Origin of the sequence: Shewanella subflava (assembly GCF_025971955.1) — a bacterium.
GTDB classification, from domain to species: Bacteria; Pseudomonadota; Gammaproteobacteria; order Enterobacterales; family Shewanellaceae; genus Shewanella; species Shewanella subflava.
The window spans coordinates 66,234-87,248 of sequence record NZ_JAPDMX010000007.1 but is presented as its reverse complement, the minus strand read 5'-3'; the positions used below and the strand labels follow the sequence as shown (position 1 = coordinate 87,248).

Below are 21,015 nucleotides of genomic sequence, written 5' to 3'. Positions count from 1 at the left end.
TTTTCAACTTTAAATAGCAGTTAACAAAAGGTATAACGGCGCATTTTACCCCAAGCTTGGCGCTAAACCTAGACCGAAATAGGCATAATTAACAATCTATGCTGGAATAAATTTCACTCACCAACATCAAGCGCAAAATCGTTAGCGATAATGTAATAGTGGATCAAGATAAACCCACTGGTTGTGATAATGAAGTTAATGAGGCGACTAAACAATATACTGACATGAGCCAGTGTAAGCGTTAATGATCCCACACGAGCAATGACCTAATTGGTCATCAACTCGGTTGATTCCAAAACTATCAAGTTTTTCTGTGAATACGGTGAAGCGTCTTTAAAGGGGGACTTGGGCACGGTGACTTTAACCACCTTTGATTAAGGTGAGTCTGTCCGTTCTTTTACGCTAAAACTGTTGCTGTAATTTAGGCTTGTTCTGGCAGTTGTAGGCTCACATTATTCTTGGTGGTGTTTGCCCAAAAATGAACCGCTAAAAAGCGGTTCAAATTGCCTCTATCCCATAGATTAAATCTTAAATTGGCTAACCAATCTACTAAGATGATTGCCCGAATTGGCAACGTTATTACTCATATCAGCAGCCTGTCGACTAGAGTCAAGTAACTGATTGACGATTTCTTGCACCGATGTAATATTGCGATTGATTTCTTCGGTTACCGAGCTTTGCTCGGTCGCTGCGGTCGCTATCTGAGTGCTCATATCATTAATATTGGTAACCGAGGATGTTACCGCACCTAAGCTTTCCGAAATCGCTTTAGAGGATTCTACCGAGCGTATACCGCTTTTTTGGCTTTTATCCATGGCATCAACTGCCTGAGAAACCGAACGATGTAACTCAGTCAACATTTCATTAATTTCAACGGTACTTGTTTGAGTTCTGCTCGCCAAATTACGCACTTCATCAGCCACCACAGCAAAACCTCGTCCTTGCTCACCTGCTCTTGCCGCCTCAATGGCTGCATTTAATGCTAATAAATTGGTTTGCTCTGCAATGCCGCCGATTACGCTGAGTACTGAGTTTATCTTCTTAGACTGTTCACTTAGGGATTGAATATTGGTGGCCGCATCGTCAATTTGCATCATTAGGTCTGATACTTCAGACAATGAGTTATCAACACATTCTTGTGCTTGCATTACATAACCCGATGCTGTTTGAGTGGATTCTGCAACACGATTGGTATTCTGAGCCACATCATGTGCTGTGGCCGACATTTCAGTGATTGCAGTGACTATTTGATCGATTTCACTGTTATGACTATATAACTGATCCGATATGGTTACCGTTTGCTCATTGATATTTTTAGCTGCCTGTTTAACATCATGAGTGGCCACAGAGACATCACTAATAATATTTTGCAGCTTATCAACAAACAGATTAAAAGCTAAGCCTAACATGGCGATTTCATCCTTGCCTTTTACATCAAGGCGCTTGGTTAAATCACCTTCACCGCTGGCAATGTCATTCAACGAATGGGCCATATTTTCGATAGGTTGCACCATCGCTTTAGCGGTAAACATTACCCCTGCGGTAGTGAGCAGGCCTAACGTTGATGTTAAAATAATAAACATCATTAAATTTTGATGCATTTGTTCAGTTTTAATTTGCTTATAACCCGCCGTTACCTCATCTATATCATCAATATAAGCGCCAGAGCCTAACATCAAATTGGTATTGGGGATCATGGCACCAAACCCTAACTTCTCTGTCAGTCCTTGGGTGTTCGGTTTTTGATAAAAGTAAGTCACATGACCATCGCCCTGCTGGGCAGCATTGAGCAAGCCCACGACAATTTTAGTGCCGTTGGGATCGGCCATATCCATTTTATTTTGACCTTCCATATCAGGTTGCACCGCATGAAACACACTATTGCCTTCGGTATCGTAAATAAAAAAGTATCCCGCTTTACCAAAGCGTAAATCACGTAATGCTTGATTCACATTTCCGGCGTCACCCAAAGCGCGCTGATAATTAACCACTCCAACACCAATTTCTACCGCTTCTTTTAATTGCTTTTTACGCTCTAAAATCAACTCTTGTCTAAAATCGGTGATATCTGCTGCTAATGAATCACTTTCATTCACATAGAATAACACCAGAACCACACTTAAAATTAAAGTTAGAGGAACAAGAGAAAGGGCGAGGAGCTTATTACGCAGTGACAAATATTCCATAACCATAGACCTTTTTATGACTTAACCATATTTGAACAATATGTGCTCTAGTATGAGTATAGACAGGTTAAAAGGGCATGCGTTAAAACAGTTATGATATATGAACTTTTATCACATTTTTGAACCTCAAAAAACCACGACAAGATAAAGATAATGACCGGCCAGAATGCTGCTAAGAAGATGACTAGGGCGTGTTGAGCTTTGTTTATTTTTTATGTTGAAAATAAAGACAGCCTAAAGCACTAAGTCATATTAATCTGTTTTCTTCGTATTCAGCCGAAAATAGTGAGAGATAACAAGGCGGATTAACACATCAATGGCAATGCTTTGCTTGGATGGCACCTCGCCTGAGCTCCCCATCCTTGAGAGCAGATTACAAGCGAAGCTGCGAAATTAATGCCAAAATAAGCCGCCAAAGATAGATTTGTCAGCGTTTAGATAGACCATTAACGCAGGCAGTAAGAACCGCTTTGATATTGAAATATTGAACTCATATTAAGATATTATTAAAGCAAGCTTATGATGGCACCAGTAGCAGCAAAGCCCGCGACCAAATAGACAATATTAGGTTTAAATATTTTTAATAATCCAAAACCTAATATCGCTAAAGCCATATCAAATGACGAAATCACCGCTGTGGTGAATACAGGTTGATATAAAGCGGCTAATAGCAATCCCACAACGGCTGCATTCACCCCCGCTAGCCCGCCTGCTATTATGGGACGTTGGCTAATTGCTCCCCAACTATTCAGCGTGACTAACATCAATAAAAAACCAGGAACAAAAATCGCAATTGTTGCAACTAGTGCACCTAACATCGGAGATTCTTGCCAAATATCTGCCCCTAAAAAAGTAGCGAGGGTAAACATTGGCCCGGGTACAGCTTGCGCTAATGCATAACCGGTTAAAAAACGATCTTGGCTGACTAGCTCACCCACATTGGCTTCGAGTAAAGGCAGTACAACATGTCCCCCACCAAACACTAAACTGCCGACCTGATAAAACTGACCAAAAACTTGCCCTAGGCTATCGGGCTGTGAAGCTAATATGAATGAGGCAATTAAACCTACAATGAAGAGTGCTAACCATTTCCAATTCAAGGTAATATCGGGTGATTCTGGTGAGATATGTTCGCCACGAGTTAACACCAGGCCGCCAATAATAGCAGCTACCACCAATACGACTATTTGAGTTAATAAAGAAGGGAATAATATGATACACGCCGCAGTAGCAACCATTAAACATTGAGCCGTTTTACGTTGGCAAAATTGTTTAAACATACCAAAGGTAGCATCAGCCACCACGACTACTGCAAGCAATTTTAAGCCATGAATCGCCCCATCAACCCACCCCAACTGCAACCAGCTTGCGGTTGAAACAGCAAACAAAAACAGCAATAAAAAAGAAGGTAGCGTGAATCCCAAGAAGGCGGCTAAGGCCCCCATTACTCCCCCTTTATGGTAGCCAATTGCAAATCCTACCTGGCTTGAACCAGGGCCTGGCATAAACTGGCTTAATGCCACAATACTGGCGTATTGTTTTTCATCTAACCAATTTAACTCTTGTACAAATGTCTGCCTGAAATAGCCTATATGCGCCGCAGGGCCGCCAAAACTAATTAAGCCCAATGCCAGAAAACGACTGAATATTTGCCACATACATGCAGACCCTTTGGTTAAGATGACAGCTTAAGATTATGACACTAATATGAACATTTAATGACTACGAGGTGATTTTTCTAACATGACTAGCACTTCATAATGATCTGTGTGTGGAAACATATCAAATAATTGGACTTTGGTAATTTGATATCCCGATATCATTGCCAAATCTTTCACCAAACTTTTGGGGTTACAGCTTGAATAGAGAATGGCGTTAGGTGCAAAATCAGATAAAGACTGGCATAAGGATTCACCAATTCCGCGTCTTGGTGGATTAACGATTATCAAATCAGGTCTGTCATTCGCTTCAACACCTTTGGCAAAGTCAGTTGAATCTAGTGCACTAAAACGAATGTTATTCAACCCCATTTCTGTCGCTGACATTTTGGCACATTCAATTGCTTCAGCTTCAATTTCAATACCGGTTAAACGAATAGACGGGCTTGCACAGTGAAGGCCAAATCCCCCTACACCACAGAACAAATCCCAAATATGTTGCGGATTAAATGCGCCAACCCACTCACGTGCAGTTTGATAGAGTTGCTGTGCTACTGCGGGGTTAGTTTGAAAGAAGCTTTTAGGGCGAATATACAAAGGCACATCATTAAACTTATCGGCTAAACGGGTTTGTTCGGTCAAGAAAATTTCGTGCTCCCCCTCTAAAATAGCCATATGGGTTGGCTGCAAATTTACAGACACTAACCTGATTTTGGGAAAGTCGGCCATAAGTTTAGGCAATTCTCGCTGAATTCTTGCAATGGCTTGCTCGCTTCTCAGCACAAATCGCAGCATAAATTCACCGGAAATATAACTTCGAGTAAGCAGAATAAACTTAAGCTCACCTTTACTTTTGTCGACTCGATAAGGCGGAATACCAGCCAGTTGTACAAACAGCTGCAAGCGATGTAATAACTGCTGCATATCTTCAGGGTATAACTGACAATCACACAAGCTTACGGGTTGCCCTTGGGGATCAACAATACCTAAAATAGGTTGATGCGCCGCCCCTAGTACCACCATTTTAGCTTTATTGCGAAAGCGATTTTCTGGGCTTGCTATAGGGTCAAGCCATTGCACTACTGGTAATGGGCCAAAAAACTGTTTCAGCTTAACCATCTTATGCTGTAATTGCTTTGATATCGGCGTTTGAATATCTCTACAAGATAAGCATTGGCCATTTTCAAAATACTCACATTTCACAACTTGAAGCCTTATCCGAATTTAATACTTTTAATGCATTATCGCACAAGCTTTTCAGCTGTTGTAATTGCTCAATATCACCGCCAACTTTACAACGCATCATTTCAGGTACTTTTTCTGCTTGAACACGTAATGCTTGGCCTTCCTCTGTCAGGTGTAACACACGCACTCGTTCATCTTGTTCACTGCGACCGCGGATCACCAACTTTTTCGCTTCTAAACGTTTTAGTAACGGCGTTAAGGTGCCTGAGTCTAAATTCAATTTTTCACCTAAGGTTTTTACGCTGATACCTGGCTCCTTCCACAACACCAACATAGCTAAATATTGTGGATAAGTCAGTGATAACTCTTCTAACAGGGGACGATATGCGCGGATCATTGCATTAGTCACGCTATATAAGGAAAAACACACCTGATTCTCAAGTGCTAATGGATTAGTTGATGACATAATTACCCCCTTTCAATGTTGAGCCAGTATATCATAATCTAATTGCGCGCAATCTATAACCTTTTAGCAAGATGCATATTGATACACTATTACCATATAGGATATTGGCAAACGGTCGATAAAGTGAAGTAACACAATTTTTGTGTGTAATAAAAACGAGGTTTCTATGACAATTTCAGTAAATGCTCCTAGCAATATGCCTACTTCTATCGATTCAGCTAACAGCCTCAAGGTTGCCGTTATGGCTAAAAATCAACAAAAAATTGAAGGTCAAATGGCGTTGCAACTCATTGAAGCGGCTTTGCCTGCACCCGTTGGAAACACTGGTCATAACATCAATACCACCGCTTAATGATGTTTCCACCTTATTGATGGCCGCTGTACTGACAAGATGACAAGATGACAAGATGTTCATTTGCCCTTAATTGGTGAATAAGTCATGATTGTTGTCTTGTAAAATAGTAAAGGAAGGTGCGAATGAAAAACCTCTGGATACTCAGTTTAAGCGGTTTAGGATTAAGCTTTTCAGTTATAGCCAGCTCTCCATCACCCAGCTTCAACTGTAATAAAGCCCAAGGTTCAATTGAGGAACTCATTTGTCAATCTGAGGAATTATCGCAACTTGATACTCAGTTGCAGCCACTATACTCACAAGCCATCAAGCAACTTAACCTCAATGATGCCAAAATCCTCACAGCCGAGCAACGTGGCTGGATAAAAGGTCGTAATGACTGCTGGAAAGCCGATGACAAAACCGAATGTACCCGGGTAAGTTATCAAACTCGCATCACTGAATTGCAAATTTCAGCAGCAAGCATCAATGTGCCCAGTCCAACCTATTATCAGTGTAACAATGAATCAGCGTTGCAGTTAAGTGCATATTTTTATAATGACACCCTCATCCCAGCTGTGGTTTTCAGTTATCACACTGCCCACCAACCGCCCAGCGAACCAGCTATAGGTTTTATCACCCGCACAGCCTCTGGCGCAAAATACCAAGCTCAACATGCAAGCTTATGGACACACCAGCAAGAAGCGACCTTGACATTTTTTGGGCAACCACCAATAACGTGTACAATGAGCAAATAACCGAAGGATAGACTGATAAGCATTTTTTATTCAGTCTATTCCGCTAGTATCTCGCCGCTTTTAACTTGATTGTCAGCATGTGTTAGCAGCAACCAAATGTTATCAAGCACTGCTTAAAAACAAATAAAGTCACAACACTAACTGATAAATATTGCAGCTTCACCTCAACAAAAATAATCTTTTAAATTAACAAGATAACTCTAAGCTTGCGCAAGATCACATTCCTTGTTTTTCTCGTTTTTAGTTTGCCAGAGAAAGCTTAAAATCAAGTTCCTGCATCATCTTCTAAGTGGACAATGAATCCAACCTTTCATGCCATACCCATAGCCATCAATAACCGCGTATTCTGAATTGTGAAAGACTCGATAACGGCGTTAGATTTTTAGAATAACGACTTATCATAAAAACCTGCCTTGTTATCACACATTTTTCAACGCTATTTCAGAACACTTATTGATTGTGATTGGGATAACAACCTCGAAAACACATCAATTTTTAAAATATTAAGCGATAAATTAGACGCTTAAAGGCATTTTTATGAAATATATATTTGTCATCAGGCATATCTGTTATGGCGGAGCTGAAGCATCAACATGGCTTCTCTCCAAAGCATTAGCATCCCGTGGACATACCATTGAAATATGGAATTTGGGTAACAGTACCGAGGATGATCTTAATCGATGGCTCCCCTTCTCATCAGTAAAAGCGATAAAAAAGTGGCAATTACTGAGTTATAAAGTTAACCCCTCTGAATTATTGGTATTAGTCAATAATGCCGCACATCGCTACGCGCCAAAAAAGGGAACTGTTACGATTGTGCATGGAGATCCAACATATAAGTTAACGCAATCAACGTCCTTTATTGGCAGAATTAAAGAACGGGTGAAATTGTATCAGCAGCACTATAGTCGCAATAATTTCGTGATATCAAACGAACTGGCCACGCGACTCATGCCCTTTACAAAACAATCACCTGTACATCTACCTAATCCTTTTGATGCGAACTCGGTGATAGAAAAAGCCGCACAACCGTGTGATTTTGATTTGCCACAGGATTTTATTGTCCATATTGGACGGTTTGGGCCAGAAAAAAAGCAAGAATTGTTATTAGCTTCGTACTTAGAGAATCAACAGCTCAACTCAAAAGTAGACTTGGTATTTATCGGTGATGAACCACAAAAAAATGGTCCAATAACAACCAAACTTCTCACAATGACAAATGAAAGTGACTTAAAAGAAAAGGTCCACTTTCTCGGTAACCAGTCGAACCCGTGGAATATTTTAGTAAAAGCAAAATGCTTGGTGCTTTGCTCTGAGTTTGAATCTATGGGATATGTGCTTTTAGAGGCAATGGCATTAACTATCCCTATTGTTTCAACAACAACCATTGGCGCTAAAGAGGTGCTTGGCAATGACTTTGCTGGTTTGGTCAATCTTTTTCCAAATTTGGAAAATACACAAAGCCTTAAAACGGCTTATGTGAAGCAGCCATCACCGCAAAACACTGCCATATTAGCTGATAAATTAATCCAAGTGATTAATAACCCGCAGAGGTTTATCAAAAAACTATCTGATGAATATAGCGTAGATATTATTGCCGATAAATTTGCAACCTTAACCCAAGTTGATGCTACCGAACGGGTTCATAACCAACCCGAGTACCTTACAACAATCTGATGTAATCCATTGCCTCATCAGCAAAAGGGTTTAGACATAAGTCTTTCAATGTCTAAACCCTAACCGCGTTAGTAAAGGAGGGTTGCGATACCCAAAAGCGCAAATAATAGTGCACATAACCGATGAATTAACTTCATCGGCAGCTTATCTGCACTAAAATGTCCAAGTAATACTACCGGCACATTGGCAATTAACATACCTAAGGTGGTGCCTAACACTACCATAGATAATGCATCATATTTAGCCGCAAGGACTACTGTAGCAATTTGAGTTTTATCACCCATTTCTGCAATAAAAAATAAGATAAAAGTGGCAGCAAAAGCGCCAAGTTTATAAAAACGGTTATCATCATCATCCATTTTATCAGGCACAAGCACCCAAATGGCGATGGCAAAAAATGATGCGGCGATCAAATAAGTTGCCCATTGAGGATCAAGCCAACCAAAAGCAAATTGACCTAGCCAAGCTGCGGCAAAGTGATTAATTAATGTTGAAAGGAAGATACCAAGAATAATGGCCGATTTATTTCGAAATCGAGCCGCTAGCAATAATGCGAGCAGTTGAGTTTTGTCGCCAATTTCAGCAACTGCGACAGTGAGGGTTGAAGTGAAAAGTGCTTCCACAGAAATATCCTAAAGTTGAGGGTAAAGTTTAACCAAGCACAAGCAATAGCCTACCCTCAAAGTCGCTATTACCGTACTAGGTCTTGCTTAACAAAGCGTTATCTTTGTTGTTTATACCATGGCGATTTGGCCAATTATGTTGATATAAACGCCTTAATTAGTTTATGAAAAACCAATTCAAGCTAGCTACTCCCCTAAACGAGGCGGCAATATACCTTAATATAAATATGGGATCAATATACGTTGTGTAATGCTACACCATTGCAATGACGAAGTTTAATTAACCACTCACAAATGTTATGTAATTGTTTCTAAACAGCGCTAAAACCCTTTAAAGGTGCAAGTCACTTGCTTGAGTTGTTGGCATTCTGCTACTGTCTTTTGCAATTAGAATAATAATTTTTGGGATGCGTTTGTGAATTTTAAAATACTTGGATCAATTTCAATAGTCGCAGGTACGGCTATTGGCGGTGGTATGTTAGCACTGCCTTTAGCAACCGCAGCTTTGGGGATTATACCTGCACTCCTCCTTCTCGTGGTGATTTGGGGCATTTCAGCATACACCGCATTACTCATGCTAGAAATTAATTTGCGCACGGGTGTGGGAGACAACGTACATGCCATTACCGGTAAAACATTAGGTAAAACGGGGCAATTAATTCAGGGTGGATCATTTTTAAGCCTTTTATTTGCCCTAACCATGGTTTACTTGATGGGTGGCTCATCTTTACTTGAAACTCGCCTTGCTCCTTTGGGCATAGATCTGAGCAACCAAGGTGCGGTAATCCTCTTTACCCTTTTCTTTGGCGGTATTATTGCAGTAGGTGTCACTTGGATTGATAAAGTCTCCCGCATTTTGTTCAGTGCGATGGTGGTATTATTAGTCTTAGTAGTAGCTTTCTTATTACCCGATGTTAACCTTGCTGTGGTATTAACCAACACCGTCAGTGAAGTCGCTAACGGCAGCGAATTAAACCATCTGTGGCTTGCGGCTATCCCAGTAGTATTTACTTCATTTGGATTTCATGTGTGTATTGCCACAATCGTTAGATACCTAGATGGCGATGCGGTTTCATTACGCAAAGTGTTGTTGATTGGCTCTACCATCCCGCTAGTCTGCTACATATTATGGTTACTTGTTACCTTAGGCACATTAAGCGGTCCAACGGTACACGAATTAGAGGGATCATTACCTAAACTGGTGTTAGCGCTACAAGGGTTAGCTGAATCTGAAATTGTTAGTCAGTGTATTGATATTTTTGCCAACCTAGCTTTAATAACCTCTTTCTTAGGGGTCACCATGAGCTTATTTGATTATGTTGCAGAACTAACAAGAGCAAGCAACAGCTTAGTCGGTAGAATACAAACCTGGTTAATTACGTTTATTCCACCACTGCTTTGTGCTTTATTTTACCCAGATGGCTTTTTCAAAGTGTTAGGCTTTGCTGCCATTCCTTTAGTCGTGATGATTATCTTATTACCTATTGCGATGGCACTTAAACAGCGTCCACAAAACTTAGGCGGATATCAAGTTTCAGGAGGCACTCCGGCGCTTCTTATCACGGGGTTGATTGGTGTGATTATTGTGATTGCACAGTTAACGGTAGCATTGGTGTAACGGCCCTAGTTTGTAACGGAGTTTCTCTCCCCCTGTTAAGCGAGTAAAAGTTTTGTTAAAGTCAGGCACCGGCCTGACTTTTTTATTGGTGCATTGCGCCATAAGATCTCGCCCTTCATTCAATCCTAACAATAAAATTAAAAGGTCACCTACATTAGGTGATAACTTATTTATTTGGGTAAACGACCTCAAAAAATGGACTTATCTCAATGAAAAAATGGTTACTAACGGCCGCTATTGCTGCCAGTTTTACTGCACAAGCCGATGAAGGTATGTGGCAGCCGCATCAGTTACCCGCTATGGCGGATATGCTGAAACAAAAAGGCTTAGAAATAGACGCTAAATCAATCTCTAAGCTCACTGAATTCCCAATGAATGCCGTGATAAGCCTTGGCGGTTGTACTGCCTCCTTTGTTTCACCAAAGGGCCTAGTTGTTACTAACCATCATTGTGCTTACGGGTCAATCCAGTACAACTCTACCCCTGAAAAAAACCTGCTCAAAGAAGGTTTTTTAGCCAAAACATACCAAGATGAATTACCAGCAACCCCAGGCTCTCGCGTGTATGTCACCGAAGCGGTTACCGATGTCACCAGCAAAGTGAAAAATGGCCAAATGGACAAAGTCGGTAATGATTTTTATGCCGGTATTGAACAACAAGAAAAAGCCCTAGTCGCTGAGTGTGAAAAAGATGCCGGCTATCGTTGTCAGGTATACAGTTTCCACGGCGGTTTAGAATATTACCTAGTTAAGCAACTTGAGATCCGTGATGTACGTTTAACCTATAACCCTGCTGGCAGTGTCGGTAAATATGGTGGCGACATTGACAACTGGATGTGGCCACGTCACACCGGCGACTTTTCTTTCTACCGCGCTTACGTAGGTAAAGATGGTAAACCTGCAGATTTCCATGAAGATAATGTTCCTTACGAGCCAAAAAGCTTCCTTAAAGTTTCAGCAAAAGGCGTGAGTGATGGCGATTTTGTGATGGTTGCAGGATACCCTGGCCGCACTAATCGTTACCGCACAGCAAGTGAAGTTGAAAATCAGTTTGAATGGGCATATCCACAAGGGAAAATTCTGCGTGAGCGCATGATTGAAATCATCAAAGACACTGCCCCAGAAGGCAGCGATGAGCGCATCAAATACGAAAGCTTAATAGCTGGGTTAGCCAACTATGCCAAAAACTTCACCTCGATGATTGAGTTTTATGGTAAATCAACCATGTTAGCCGATCGCCAAAAAGTGGAACGTGATTTAGCGGCTTGGATAAATGCTGATAAAACTCGCCAAGCAAAATACGGTGAAACATTAGCTGCACTAGATAAATTAGTCGCTAAAAGCCAGCAAAACCAAGAGCGTGACATTTTACTAAGCTATATCGCTTACACGACAATGGCCACAACTGCTCGTGACTTATATCGCTTAGCAAATGAAAAAAACTTAGCGGATATGGAACGTGAGCCAGGTTATCAAGACCGTGATATGACCAATTTCACATCCAGCATGGAACGTATCGATCGCCGCTATGCTGCCAGCGTAGATAAAGCCGTGTTATTAGATATGTTAAGCCGCTACGCTCAATTACCGGCAGAACAACGCTTACCGGCATTGGACAAAGCATTCAATATTGGTAAAAAATTTGATGCTAAACAGTTAAGTAAAACCCTAGATAGCATGTACGCCAAAACAAAATTGGGCGACAAAGCCACCCGTTTAGCGTGGATGGATAAAACTGTTGCCGACTTTAAAAAATCGAATGATCCTTTCATCCAATTTGCTGTTAATACCTATGATGAAAGCATGACGCGTGAAAAAGAGCAAAAACAACTCGCGGGCGATTTAATGAAAGTACGTCCACGGTTTATGGACGCTATCATTGCTTACAACCGTGAGTTAGGCAAGCCAGTATACGCTGATGCAAACTCTAGCTTACGGGTTTCAGTGGGTAATGTGAAAGGCTATTCTCCACAAGATGGCTTAGTCGCGGTGCCGTTCACTCGCTTAGAAGGCATAGTCGCTAAGGATACAGGGGTTGATCCATTTGATGCTCCCGCTAAGCAACTTGAGCTAATCAAACAGAAACAATATGGTGATTACTATGTAAAATCGATTGATTCTGTGCCGGTTAACTTCTTATCCACACTTGATACCACAGGGGGGAACTCTGGCTCACCTACCTTAAATGGCCGCGCTGAATTGGTCGGTTTATTATTTGATGGTGTATATGAAAGTATCATTGGCGATTGGGGCTATGACGATCAATCTAACCGCTCAATTCAAGTTGATAGCCGTTATATGTTGTGGGTGATGGATCATTTAGACAATGCCGATAATCTATTAGCAGAAATGGACATTGTTAAGTAAACAAAATGAAAAGACGCTTTTTAATTGTGTTGGAGTCATTTACTGAGGTTAAGTAGATGACCTTACCCCCTTAAAGCAGTTAATTCGGTTAATTCGGCGGCCACTAATGGTCGCCGTTTTGTTTCAGCAAGATCGCCTAAGGTTACTCGCCCTATCGCCGTGCGTTGTAAGTCGATAACACGGTAGCCCAAAGCCAAACACATTCTGCGTATCTGGCGATTTAGCCCTTGAGTTAATACTATCTCAAATTGAGCCTCATTCATCCGCGTGACACGACAAGCTCGGGTTGTCACTTTCTGCTTAGCTTGTTGATAGCTTACCCCGCTGCTCATGATATTTAAAAAGCGTTCATCAAAGGGCTTATCAACTTCCACTAGGTAGGTCTTAGTGTGGTGAAAATCAGGGTGCATCAAACGTTGGCTAAGCTGACCGTCGTTTGTTAGCAGCAATAACCCACGCGAATCTTTATCTAAACGACCCGCAGGAAAAACTCTTGGGCTGGCGGGTAAATGATGCAATAAACTTGCAGGGTCGTCAGCCAACAACCGACAATCTATCCCCACTGGTTTATGGTACAGCCAATAGACTTTAGGTTCAGGAGGGCTAATTACCACATCATCTAATCGAATATCATCAAGCATTTTTACTTGGGATTCAATGCAGACTATATCACTGTGCCCCGCTATTTTGCCGTTAATTGACACCCTTTGCGCTTCAATAAATCTTGCTGCCTGACGCCTTGAAGCTACGCCGCATAGGGCTAAATAATGTGCTAAACGATATTGAGTCATAGCAAGTTATGCTGCGGCAAAACGATGGGATAGTGATTGCTGACTGACGATATGTTGGCGCATGCTTAACCCTAAGCAAACACACCATAAAATATTCGCTTGAGTCAGCACCCACATACTGGAAGAGACCCAGCAAAAATGGTTGGCACTGTCTTCACATGGCGGAAAATCGAGTAATGTCCAATCTAACATCAACATCAAATTAAACGATGCCATAAACGCTACAATTGACAGCGCGAACACCATTCGAGTCATACTGCTGTTTGTCTTAAAAAAATCAGCAAAGCACAACAAATGTAACAGCAATGAACCAAGTAAATAAAACGTTGATGCCTTACGGTGCCATTCTAAAAAGTTAATTGGAAAAACGCCCATTAACGCAATACTGACCCCGACAAACGAGCCAACTACCGCAATAGCGCGACTTAATGGATCAGAAAAGGTAAAGTAAATGGCTAGGTTGCCGAGAAAAAAACACACTCCAGCAGCCAACAGAGAAAGATTAAACACCACTGCGAGTCGCGAGTTCATATAATCGCCCAATGTATCAGGACGGAGGTGAAATACACTGACTTGCAAATCCTTAGCTTCCACAAACAATGCTGAAGCCACACCAATGCAAGCAATCACCGCAGCGGCGATTGACATAAACACTATTACCAAGTGTAAGTCGTAATTTCTATGTTGTTTTGCCAAGGGGATCAAGGGTAAGAAATAAGTTCAATCAGCTTACCGTTATCTGCATAAAAGAAAAAGCCCTAAACAAGGTTTAGGGCCTTAGATATTAATTAGCCGTTCGCTTGCGGAAAATAACGATAGCCACAGCCACCGCAGCCAAAATCATACAATACCAAGCATTTAACACAGCTGTCAGCGGGCTAATGGTAAATACCGATGCGATTAATAATGCTTGTGCACCATGGGGAATAAGCCCTTGCACAATACAGGCAAAAATATCTAACACGCTGGCTGCACGTTTAGGGTTAACTCCATGCTTTTGCGCTAAGTCCTTGGCTATTTCGCCTGTCACAACAATCGACACCGTATTATTTGCCACACAGGTGTTGGTCATCGCCACTATGCCTGCCATACCTAACTCTGCGGCGCGAGGTGACGCGTCACCTTTTGATTTAGAGAAACGGCTAATCAAGTTTTCAACTAGATTGTTCACAAAAGCTAAACCGCCTTGCTGCTGCATTAATGCCGCTAAACCACCAACCAACATAGACAGAATAAAAATCTCCTGCATATTGGTGAATCCAGTGTAAATATCGTTACCAAACTGAATGGTATTGTAGTCAGCGGCAGTAATACCCGTCACCCCCGCAAGGATAATCCCTAAGGTCAACACTACAAAAACGTTTAATCCTGCAACGGCCAAAAATAAAATCGTTAAATAAGGAATAACTTTTATAAATTCAATTTGCTGCGGTTCAATAGTGGCTTGCCCTTGACCAGCTAAACCGAACGCAACCAACGTAATCAAAGAGGCAGGAATCGCAAACACAAGGTTCTCACGAAACTTGTCTTTCATCTCACAGCCTTGGGTTCGTGTAGCGGCAATAGTGGTATCAGAAATAATTGATAAGTTGTCACCAAATAATGCCCCTGACATCACAGCACCCGCCATTAAGGCATAATCTATCTGAGCTTGGTCAGCCACCCCAAGTGCAACGGGCGCTACCGCTGCAATGGTGCCCATTGATGTCCCCATTGCAGTCGCAATAAATGCAGCAATGACAAAGAAACCAGGAAGAAGTAAATCTGATGGAATGAGTGATAAGCCTAATGCCACAGTCGCATCAACACCACCGGTAGCTTTAGCTACAGATGCAAAGGCGCCAGCTAATAAATAAATTAAGCACATTGCGATGATATTGCTATGGCCAATACCTTCGATAAACGTTTCAATGGCGCTATTGAGTTTTTGCTTTGACAGTAATAACGCCAGAATAATCGCAGGTAAAATAGCGATAACACTAGGTAATTGGTAAAACGCGTAATCCACACCTTGGCTTTGAAAGTAAACTCCAGCACCAATAAATAAGGTTAAAAAAACAAATAGGGGCAACAACGCGATAAATGAAGCTGTTTGCGAGGGGTTACTTGCGGCTGGTTTAGTCAAGGTTGTCTCTCTTCTTATTTATATATTCAGGTTGACGTAAGCAAGGATATATTCAATAGCATGAATATTCATCTCACATCCAAATCAATTGCACCAAGAATAAGAGAACTTATCCTAAATTGCAATCTAGACGTCTAGACTTCTTAACTTCCGTAGGTATTTTTACACAAAAAAAACCACCTCATCGCAAAAAGTAACAAACGATGCCACACAAACATAACGTTTGTTGGATATTACAGCAATATTTTGATCTTACCTTGCAGCTGCCTTAGCATGAGTAGCACTGAAACTTGTAAAAGGTAAATGATGAAACCCGATCGTGCTACGGCAATGAAAATGCTTATTGCTCAGGCGTTAGAACATTTTCCCTTGGGTAATCCCGAATTGGCAGTCTGCGGGTCAGGTAAGACGTGTGAAGGCTGTCCGAAGAAACTGTTAGAAATTGTTGATAGTGAAATAAACTATTGGCAGTCTGAACTTGAGCAGGGTGAAATTCCCACATTCGGTGAAATTGAAAAATTGGCCAAATTATGCAACAACGTTAATCGTGGTTTAAAGCGCAATGGCATTATCATTCCATCGCCCGCTAAGCGTTAACAAGAAAATTATCACCTTTTTATCCTATTTCACATTTACTCCTATTATCTGCACTTTAGTGTAAATCACCTCAACTCGGGTTAAATAGCCTGATTGTGACTAACCATAATTAAAAAACCATACAATAAACTGACATGCAGCCGCGATTCATCAATCTTCACTACCTACAGATTTATCATTTTTAAGTAAAGAATCCAGCTTCTGAAGAAGGTGACTTTGATATCACTCACTAAAAGGGCGCTTTCCTACCATGCATTAACAAGACGCCGTAAATAACCCCCTATAGGCTCGACTAAATCATCCCTGATTTAGAAGCTTGTATCGCACCATTAGCAAAGCTCACGTATCACTTGATTTAATCAGTTATTGAACATACTTCAGGCAAAACCTAATTGATGATAACCACCTACTGAAGTAGGTGGTTTATGGGCTGAAAACAAAAAATGCCCACTAAAAAGTGGGCATCATTTAAATAGCCTTAAATAACGAGTGATTACTCGTCAGCATCACCCAATGATAATAACGTGGCATTACCACCAATCGCGGTAATGTTATTTGTACGGGTTTTTTCCGTTACAAAACGGGTTAAATAGTGCGGACCACCTGCTTTAGGACCTGTACCAGATAACCCTTGGCCACCAAACGGTTGCACACCGACAACGGCACCAATTTGGTTACGGTTAATATAAACGTTACCAACATTGACTTTATCCGCCAAACTTAATGCATGCCCTTCGTTACGGCTATGAATGCCTAAGGTTAAACCAAAACCCGTACTGTTGATTTCATCAATCACTTTCGCTAAATCAGCCGCTTTATAGCGAATAACGTGTAAAATTGGCCCAAAGTGTTCTTTTTCTAACACTTTAATTGAATCTATTTCAACTGCAGTCGGCGCAACAAAATGACCATTTTCAGTACCCGCAGGTAACTCAAGTTGATTAATTAATTTACCCACTTGTTTAATATGATCGATATGAGCGTTTAAGTTCGCTTTGGCTGTCGCATCAATAACGGGGCCAACATCGGTTTTTACAGAGCTTGGGTTACCAATGGTTAATTGCTCCATTGCGCCTTTCATCACATCTAATACACGATCAGCGATATCTTCTTGTAAAAACAATACACGTAAGGCCGAACAGCGTTGACCGGCACTGGTAAACGATGACGAAACAACATCATTAACCACTTGTTCTGGTTGTGACGTCGAGTCGACTACCATGGCATTTTGACCACCTGTTTCAGCGATTAATGGAATAATGGCACCGTCACGATTGGCCAATGTACGGTTAATTAATTTAGCGGTACCTGTAGAACCTGTGAAACACACGCCGCCAATACGTTCATCAGCCGTTAGTGCAGAACCAACAACAGCCCCCGTACCCGGTAAGAATTGCAGCACATCAGTAGGAATACCTGCTTCATGCGCTAGCTGAACGGCACGGTAGCCAACTAAACAGGTTTGCTCAGCGGGTTTAGCAATAACCGTGTTACCCGCAGCTAAAGCCGCGCTAACTTGTCCTAAAAAGATGGCTAATGGGAAGTTCCAAGGACTAATACACACAAAAATGCCTCGGCCTTGAAGGAACAACTCATTTAGCTCACCTGTTGGGCCGGGAAGCAGTTCAGGTTTAGCCATCATTTTCTTGGCTTGAACAGCATAGTAGCGACAAAAATCAACTGCTTCGCGGACTTCATCGATACCATCTTGAATGCTTTTACCAGCTTCACGGGTACATAAGGCAATTAATTCTTCACGATTTTCTTCTAATAAATCCGCTAATTTTTGTAACGCATTGGCACGTGTTTCAACCGGAGTACGTGTCCAACGAGCAAACGCACTGTCTGCAGACGCGATGGCCGTTTCAATGGCTTGCTTATCAGCAAATGCAACTTTACCCACAAGCTTAGTGGTATCAAATGGGCTAACAACATCAACTACGTCGCCAGTTAACGTTTTACCGTTAACTAATGGTCCAGCTTGCCATTGCGTTTGAGCATATTTCTCTAATGCCGCAAAAAATGGCTCAGACTCTGAAATAATGTTCATATTTAATCCTTTGGAATTTTTACGTTCTGCACCGAAAATATCTATTGGCTTAACAATCTTATGATTGGCAAAGCTCTTATACCCTTTTAATGTCACGAGCGGATGCACCACTAATGATTCGATAGGGGTTTTCGGGTCTACTAATTTGTGTACAAAAGAGGTGTTAGCACCATTTTCTAGTAATCGGCGAACTAAGTAAGGCAGTAAGTCTTTGTGGGCACCGATGGGTGCATAAATACGTACAGCTTTAGCCCCACTTTCTGCAAGCATGGTGTCATAAAGCTCTTGCCCCATACCATGCAAACGCTGGAATTCGTATAGACGATCACCAGCCATTGCGCCAATACTGGCAACCGTTTGCGCATTATGTGTCGCAAACTGTGGATAAATGTTACCGCGAGTGGCTTCAGATAGTAAAAAGCGTGCACAGGCTAAATAAGAGACATCGGTGCCCGCTTTACGCGTATAAAGTGGGTAGCCGCCTTCACCAGCTTGCTGTGCCCATTTTAATTCGCTGTCCCAATAAGCTCCCTTTACAAGACGCAATGGAATTTCATCGCCTTGATCTTTAGCTAAACGATTAAACCAACATAACGCGGGTAAACAACGTTTAGAATAAGCCTGAACAACAATACCCAACAGCCCCCAGCCTTTAGCTGCATCGGATTGGTATAGTTTTTTGAATAATTTTAATGACAGTTCAAGACGATCGACTTCTTCAGCATCGATAGAGATCCCAATGTTCAACTCACGTGCTTGCACGATCAGTTTGATCACTGTTTCATATAATTCAGTTAATACGCGATCTTCATTGGCGACTTCATAACGAGGATGTAGCGCAGAAAGCTTGATAGAAATTGTCGGTCTTGGTGCTTCAGCTTCATCATATTGCTGAGCGCCTAAATCGCGAATGGCGTTGCTATAGTCAGTAAAGTACTTTTGTGCATCTTTTGCTGTTAACGCCGCTTCACCTAGCATGTCATAGCTGTGGGTATAGCCCATTTCACGCTTGGCTTCGCTGTTTTTAAGGGCTTCTTTAACATTACGGCCCAATACAAATTGTTTACCCATAATCTTCATCGCGGCCAACATGGCTTGACGAATAACAGGTTCACCGAGTCTATTGACTAAACGATTTAATAAATTGCTTGGCGTACCGTCTATTTTACGGTCCAGTTTGACAATTTTACCGGTTAACATCAGTCCCCAAGTAGAGGCGTTAACCAATACAGAGTCACTTTTGCTAAGATGAGCATCCCACTTTGCGCCGGATAATTTATCGTCGATAAGTGCATCAGCAGTATCGGCATCAGGAATACGCAATAGTGCCTCAGCAAGGCACATTAAAATAATACCTTCTTGGGTTTCTAAACTGTACTGCTGCAAAAATGCATCAATGCCTACCATCAAGCCTTTTTTTTCGAATTGGCGTACTTTACTTACCAATTGATGGGCTCTTTGAGTCACCTTTTGTATGTCTTCATCTGAAGAAGGCACTAGCGTAATTAACTCCGCTAAATATTGCTCTTCATCAACAATATAATTATCGGTGACGGCTTTAAATAACTCGTCAAGAGTGGCATTGTCATAGCGACCGCCCAGTACTTCACTCGCTTTGAACATCATAATCGCTTCCATCATGGTCAGTTGAAGGAGGGTAAAAACCAATGTGTGACGTACATTGACATGTTTTATTTTGTATACAATGTACGAATCTTCGCCGCGGAGTATACAGTCAAAATGTGATCAAGAACACTGTCGATTAGTCGATTAATTGGCTGAAAAACGCATAAAGTGTAGCAGAAGATGTACTTGTTTATATTAGATGCCTAAACCATTGAAATGCGCTTAATAGCAATATGTGTAAAGTCAGTGATTTAGGGGAAGATACAAACAAATAAGCCAACACTTTAGGTGTTGGCTTATTTGTTTGAAAAAAGTGAAAAAAACAGCCTATAGATTACATCCAACGACTATTTTTACGACGCTGAGGACGAGGAAGATAAACTAAAACAATACCAATTAATGCGCCAATACCCGCAATAATACCGCCCTGTTGCCACATCTTAAATTGCTGCTCGTCTATATTGCTACTCACCTCTGCTCTGGCGGTATCACGTTCCGTTAACGCCGCTTTCAACGCTGTTTGTAATTCAATAATTTTTTGATTAGCGAGCTCAAGATCCTGCGCGGCATTATCGGTATTCAATGAAATACTATTTAATTGCTCATTGACGCTAATGAGCTCTTTCTCCATCTCGGGAAAACGCACTCTATAACTTGGCTTATCGGTAACAAAATCACTGCGGATCCAACCTTCACGGTTTTTGTTATCAATAATTTGAGAATAATCACCTTCGACTTTACCATTGAAAGTGATGGGTTGACCCGCTTCGATGCTACCTATAATACGAAACTCAGTCCCTGGACCACCATGAATATAAGTAAATACATCATCCGAGACGTAATGTGTCGACGCTTGAGCCGAAATGCCCATAGACAACAATAATAATGCAAAAAAATGAATGACTCTCAACACAATCTTTTCCCTAACGCTATCAACTAGCTGCCATGCTATTTATTT

The 21,015-nt window shown here is 41.4% G+C and carries 16 protein-coding genes and 1 riboswitch; of the genes, 6 read left to right on the top strand and 10 right to left on the bottom strand.

Features of this window, described 5'->3' with window-relative positions:
• Positions 1-521 precede the first annotated feature (521 nt).
• The 4 genes from OHT75_RS05105 to OHT75_RS05090 form a co-directional block, all read right to left on the bottom strand.
• Positions 522-2,186, bottom strand: coding sequence for a methyl-accepting chemotaxis protein (locus OHT75_RS05105; RefSeq protein WP_264725389.1), 1,665 nt, complete (start codon positions 2,184-2,186; stop codon positions 522-524).
• Between the two features lie 506 nt (positions 2,187-2,692).
• Entirely contained in the window at positions 2,693-3,844 is a 1,152-nt protein-coding gene (chrA, locus tag OHT75_RS05100; RefSeq protein WP_264725388.1) for a chromate efflux transporter, read from the bottom strand.
• Between the two features lie 57 nt (positions 3,845-3,901).
• A complete protein-coding gene (gene rlmC, locus OHT75_RS05095) occupies positions 3,902-5,047 on the bottom strand; it encodes a 23S rRNA (uracil(747)-C(5))-methyltransferase RlmC (RefSeq protein ID WP_406681970.1) in 1,146 nt (381 codons plus the stop codon).
• Positions 5,037-5,495 (bottom strand): MarR family winged helix-turn-helix transcriptional regulator, encoded by a 459-nt coding sequence (locus OHT75_RS05090; RefSeq protein ID WP_264725387.1) that lies wholly within the window; start codon positions 5,493-5,495, stop codon positions 5,037-5,039. Before OHT75_RS05090 ends, rlmC begins: the two co-directional genes overlap by 11 nt.
• A 166-nt stretch (positions 5,496-5,661) precedes the next feature.
• Between OHT75_RS05090 and OHT75_RS05085 the strand changes: the two genes are divergently transcribed.
• The 3 genes from OHT75_RS05085 to OHT75_RS05075 all read left to right on the top strand — a co-directional run bounded on the left by OHT75_RS05085 (position 5,662) and on the right by OHT75_RS05075 (position 8,261).
• Positions 5,662-5,847, top strand: coding sequence for a cytoplasmic protein (locus tag OHT75_RS05085; RefSeq protein ID WP_264725386.1), 186 nt, complete (start codon positions 5,662-5,664; stop codon positions 5,845-5,847).
• A 125-nt stretch (positions 5,848-5,972) separates the two neighbouring features.
• A complete protein-coding gene (locus OHT75_RS05080) occupies positions 5,973-6,584 on the top strand; it encodes an MliC family protein (protein WP_264725385.1) in 612 nt (203 codons plus the stop codon).
• 537 nt (positions 6,585-7,121) lie between these two features.
• Positions 7,122-8,261, top strand: coding sequence for a glycosyltransferase (locus OHT75_RS05075; RefSeq protein ID WP_264725384.1), 1,140 nt, complete (start codon positions 7,122-7,124; stop codon positions 8,259-8,261).
• Between the two features lie 68 nt (positions 8,262-8,329).
• On the opposite strand, the gene OHT75_RS05070 is transcribed toward OHT75_RS05075, so the two are convergent.
• A complete protein-coding gene (locus OHT75_RS05070; RefSeq protein ID WP_264725383.1) occupies positions 8,330-8,884 on the bottom strand; it encodes a TMEM165/GDT1 family protein in 555 nt (184 codons plus the stop codon).
• Between the two features lie 89 nt (positions 8,885-8,973).
• Positions 8,974-9,091, bottom strand: a riboswitch (yybP-ykoY riboswitch).
• Positions 9,092-9,299: 208 nt separating this feature from the next.
• On the opposite strand from OHT75_RS05070, the gene OHT75_RS05065 reads away from it, so the two are divergent.
• A complete protein-coding gene (locus tag OHT75_RS05065; protein ID WP_264725382.1) occupies positions 9,300-10,502 on the top strand; it encodes an aromatic amino acid transport family protein in 1,203 nt (400 codons plus the stop codon).
• 209 nt (positions 10,503-10,711) lie between these two features.
• Positions 10,712-12,868: a S46 family peptidase gene (locus OHT75_RS05060; protein WP_264725381.1), complete on the top strand. Its 2,157-nt coding sequence runs from the start codon at positions 10,712-10,714 to the stop codon at positions 12,866-12,868.
• 62 nt (positions 12,869-12,930) lie between these two features.
• On the opposite strand, the gene OHT75_RS05055 is transcribed toward OHT75_RS05060, so the two are convergent.
• From OHT75_RS05055 to OHT75_RS05045, 3 genes are all read right to left on the bottom strand, one after another.
• The gene (locus OHT75_RS05055; protein WP_264725380.1) at positions 12,931-13,659 is read right to left on the bottom strand and encodes a pseudouridine synthase; all 729 of its coding nucleotides are present in this window, start codon (positions 13,657-13,659) and stop codon (positions 12,931-12,933) included.
• A 6-nt stretch (positions 13,660-13,665) separates the two neighbouring features.
• Positions 13,666-14,307 (bottom strand): hypothetical protein, encoded by a 642-nt coding sequence (locus OHT75_RS05050; RefSeq protein WP_264725379.1) that lies wholly within the window; start codon positions 14,305-14,307, stop codon positions 13,666-13,668.
• A gap of 136 nt (positions 14,308-14,443) precedes the next feature.
• Positions 14,444-15,784, bottom strand: a complete 1,341-nt coding sequence (locus tag OHT75_RS05045) for a Na+/H+ antiporter NhaC family protein (RefSeq protein ID WP_264725378.1) — start codon at positions 15,782-15,784, stop codon at positions 14,444-14,446.
• A gap of 303 nt (positions 15,785-16,087) precedes the next feature.
• Between OHT75_RS05045 and OHT75_RS05040 the strand changes: the two genes are divergently transcribed.
• Positions 16,088-16,381 (top strand): hypothetical protein, encoded by a 294-nt coding sequence (locus tag OHT75_RS05040; protein WP_264725377.1) that lies wholly within the window; start codon positions 16,088-16,090, stop codon positions 16,379-16,381.
• 493 nt (positions 16,382-16,874) lie between these two features.
• Here the strand turns inward: OHT75_RS05040 and putA are convergent, their stop codons facing one another.
• Positions 16,875-20,069, bottom strand: a complete 3,195-nt coding sequence (gene putA, locus OHT75_RS05035; RefSeq protein WP_264725430.1) for a bifunctional proline dehydrogenase/L-glutamate gamma-semialdehyde dehydrogenase PutA — start codon at positions 20,067-20,069, stop codon at positions 16,875-16,877.
• 322 nt (positions 20,070-20,391) lie between these two features.
• Entirely contained in the window at positions 20,392-20,970 is a 579-nt protein-coding gene (locus OHT75_RS05030; RefSeq protein WP_264725376.1) for a TIGR04211 family SH3 domain-containing protein, read from the bottom strand.
• Positions 20,971-21,015: the final 45 nt, after the last annotated feature.

What these genes read in the sequence shown, in the direction of transcription:
- OHT75_RS05105 (WP_264725389.1), bottom strand. Translation starts at nt 2,186, where the DNA reads ATGGAATATTTGTCACTGCGTAATAAGCTCCTCGCCCTTTCTCTTGTT.
- chrA (WP_264725388.1), bottom strand. Translation starts at nt 3,844, where the DNA reads ATGTGGCAAATATTCAGTCGTTTTCTGGCATTGGGCTTAATTAGTTTT.
- OHT75_RS05090 (WP_264725387.1), bottom strand. Translation starts at nt 5,495, where the DNA reads ATGTCATCAACTAATCCATTAGCACTTGAGAATCAGGTGTGTTTTTCC.
- OHT75_RS05085 (WP_264725386.1), top strand. Translation starts at nt 5,662, where the DNA reads ATGACAATTTCAGTAAATGCTCCTAGCAATATGCCTACTTCTATCGAT.
- OHT75_RS05080 (WP_264725385.1), top strand. Translation starts at nt 5,973, where the DNA reads ATGAAAAACCTCTGGATACTCAGTTTAAGCGGTTTAGGATTAAGCTTT.
- OHT75_RS05075 (WP_264725384.1), top strand. Translation starts at nt 7,122, where the DNA reads ATGAAATATATATTTGTCATCAGGCATATCTGTTATGGCGGAGCTGAA.
- OHT75_RS05060 (WP_264725381.1), top strand. Translation starts at nt 10,712, where the DNA reads ATGAAAAAATGGTTACTAACGGCCGCTATTGCTGCCAGTTTTACTGCA.
- OHT75_RS05055 (WP_264725380.1), bottom strand. Translation starts at nt 13,659, where the DNA reads ATGACTCAATATCGTTTAGCACATTATTTAGCCCTATGCGGCGTAGCT.
- OHT75_RS05050 (WP_264725379.1), bottom strand. Translation starts at nt 14,307, where the DNA reads ATGTCAATCGCCGCTGCGGTGATTGCTTGCATTGGTGTGGCTTCAGCA.
- OHT75_RS05040 (WP_264725377.1), top strand. Translation starts at nt 16,088, where the DNA reads ATGATGAAACCCGATCGTGCTACGGCAATGAAAATGCTTATTGCTCAG.
- putA (WP_264725430.1), bottom strand. Translation starts at nt 20,069, where the DNA reads ATGGAAGCGATTATGATGTTCAAAGCGAGTGAAGTACTGGGCGGTCGC.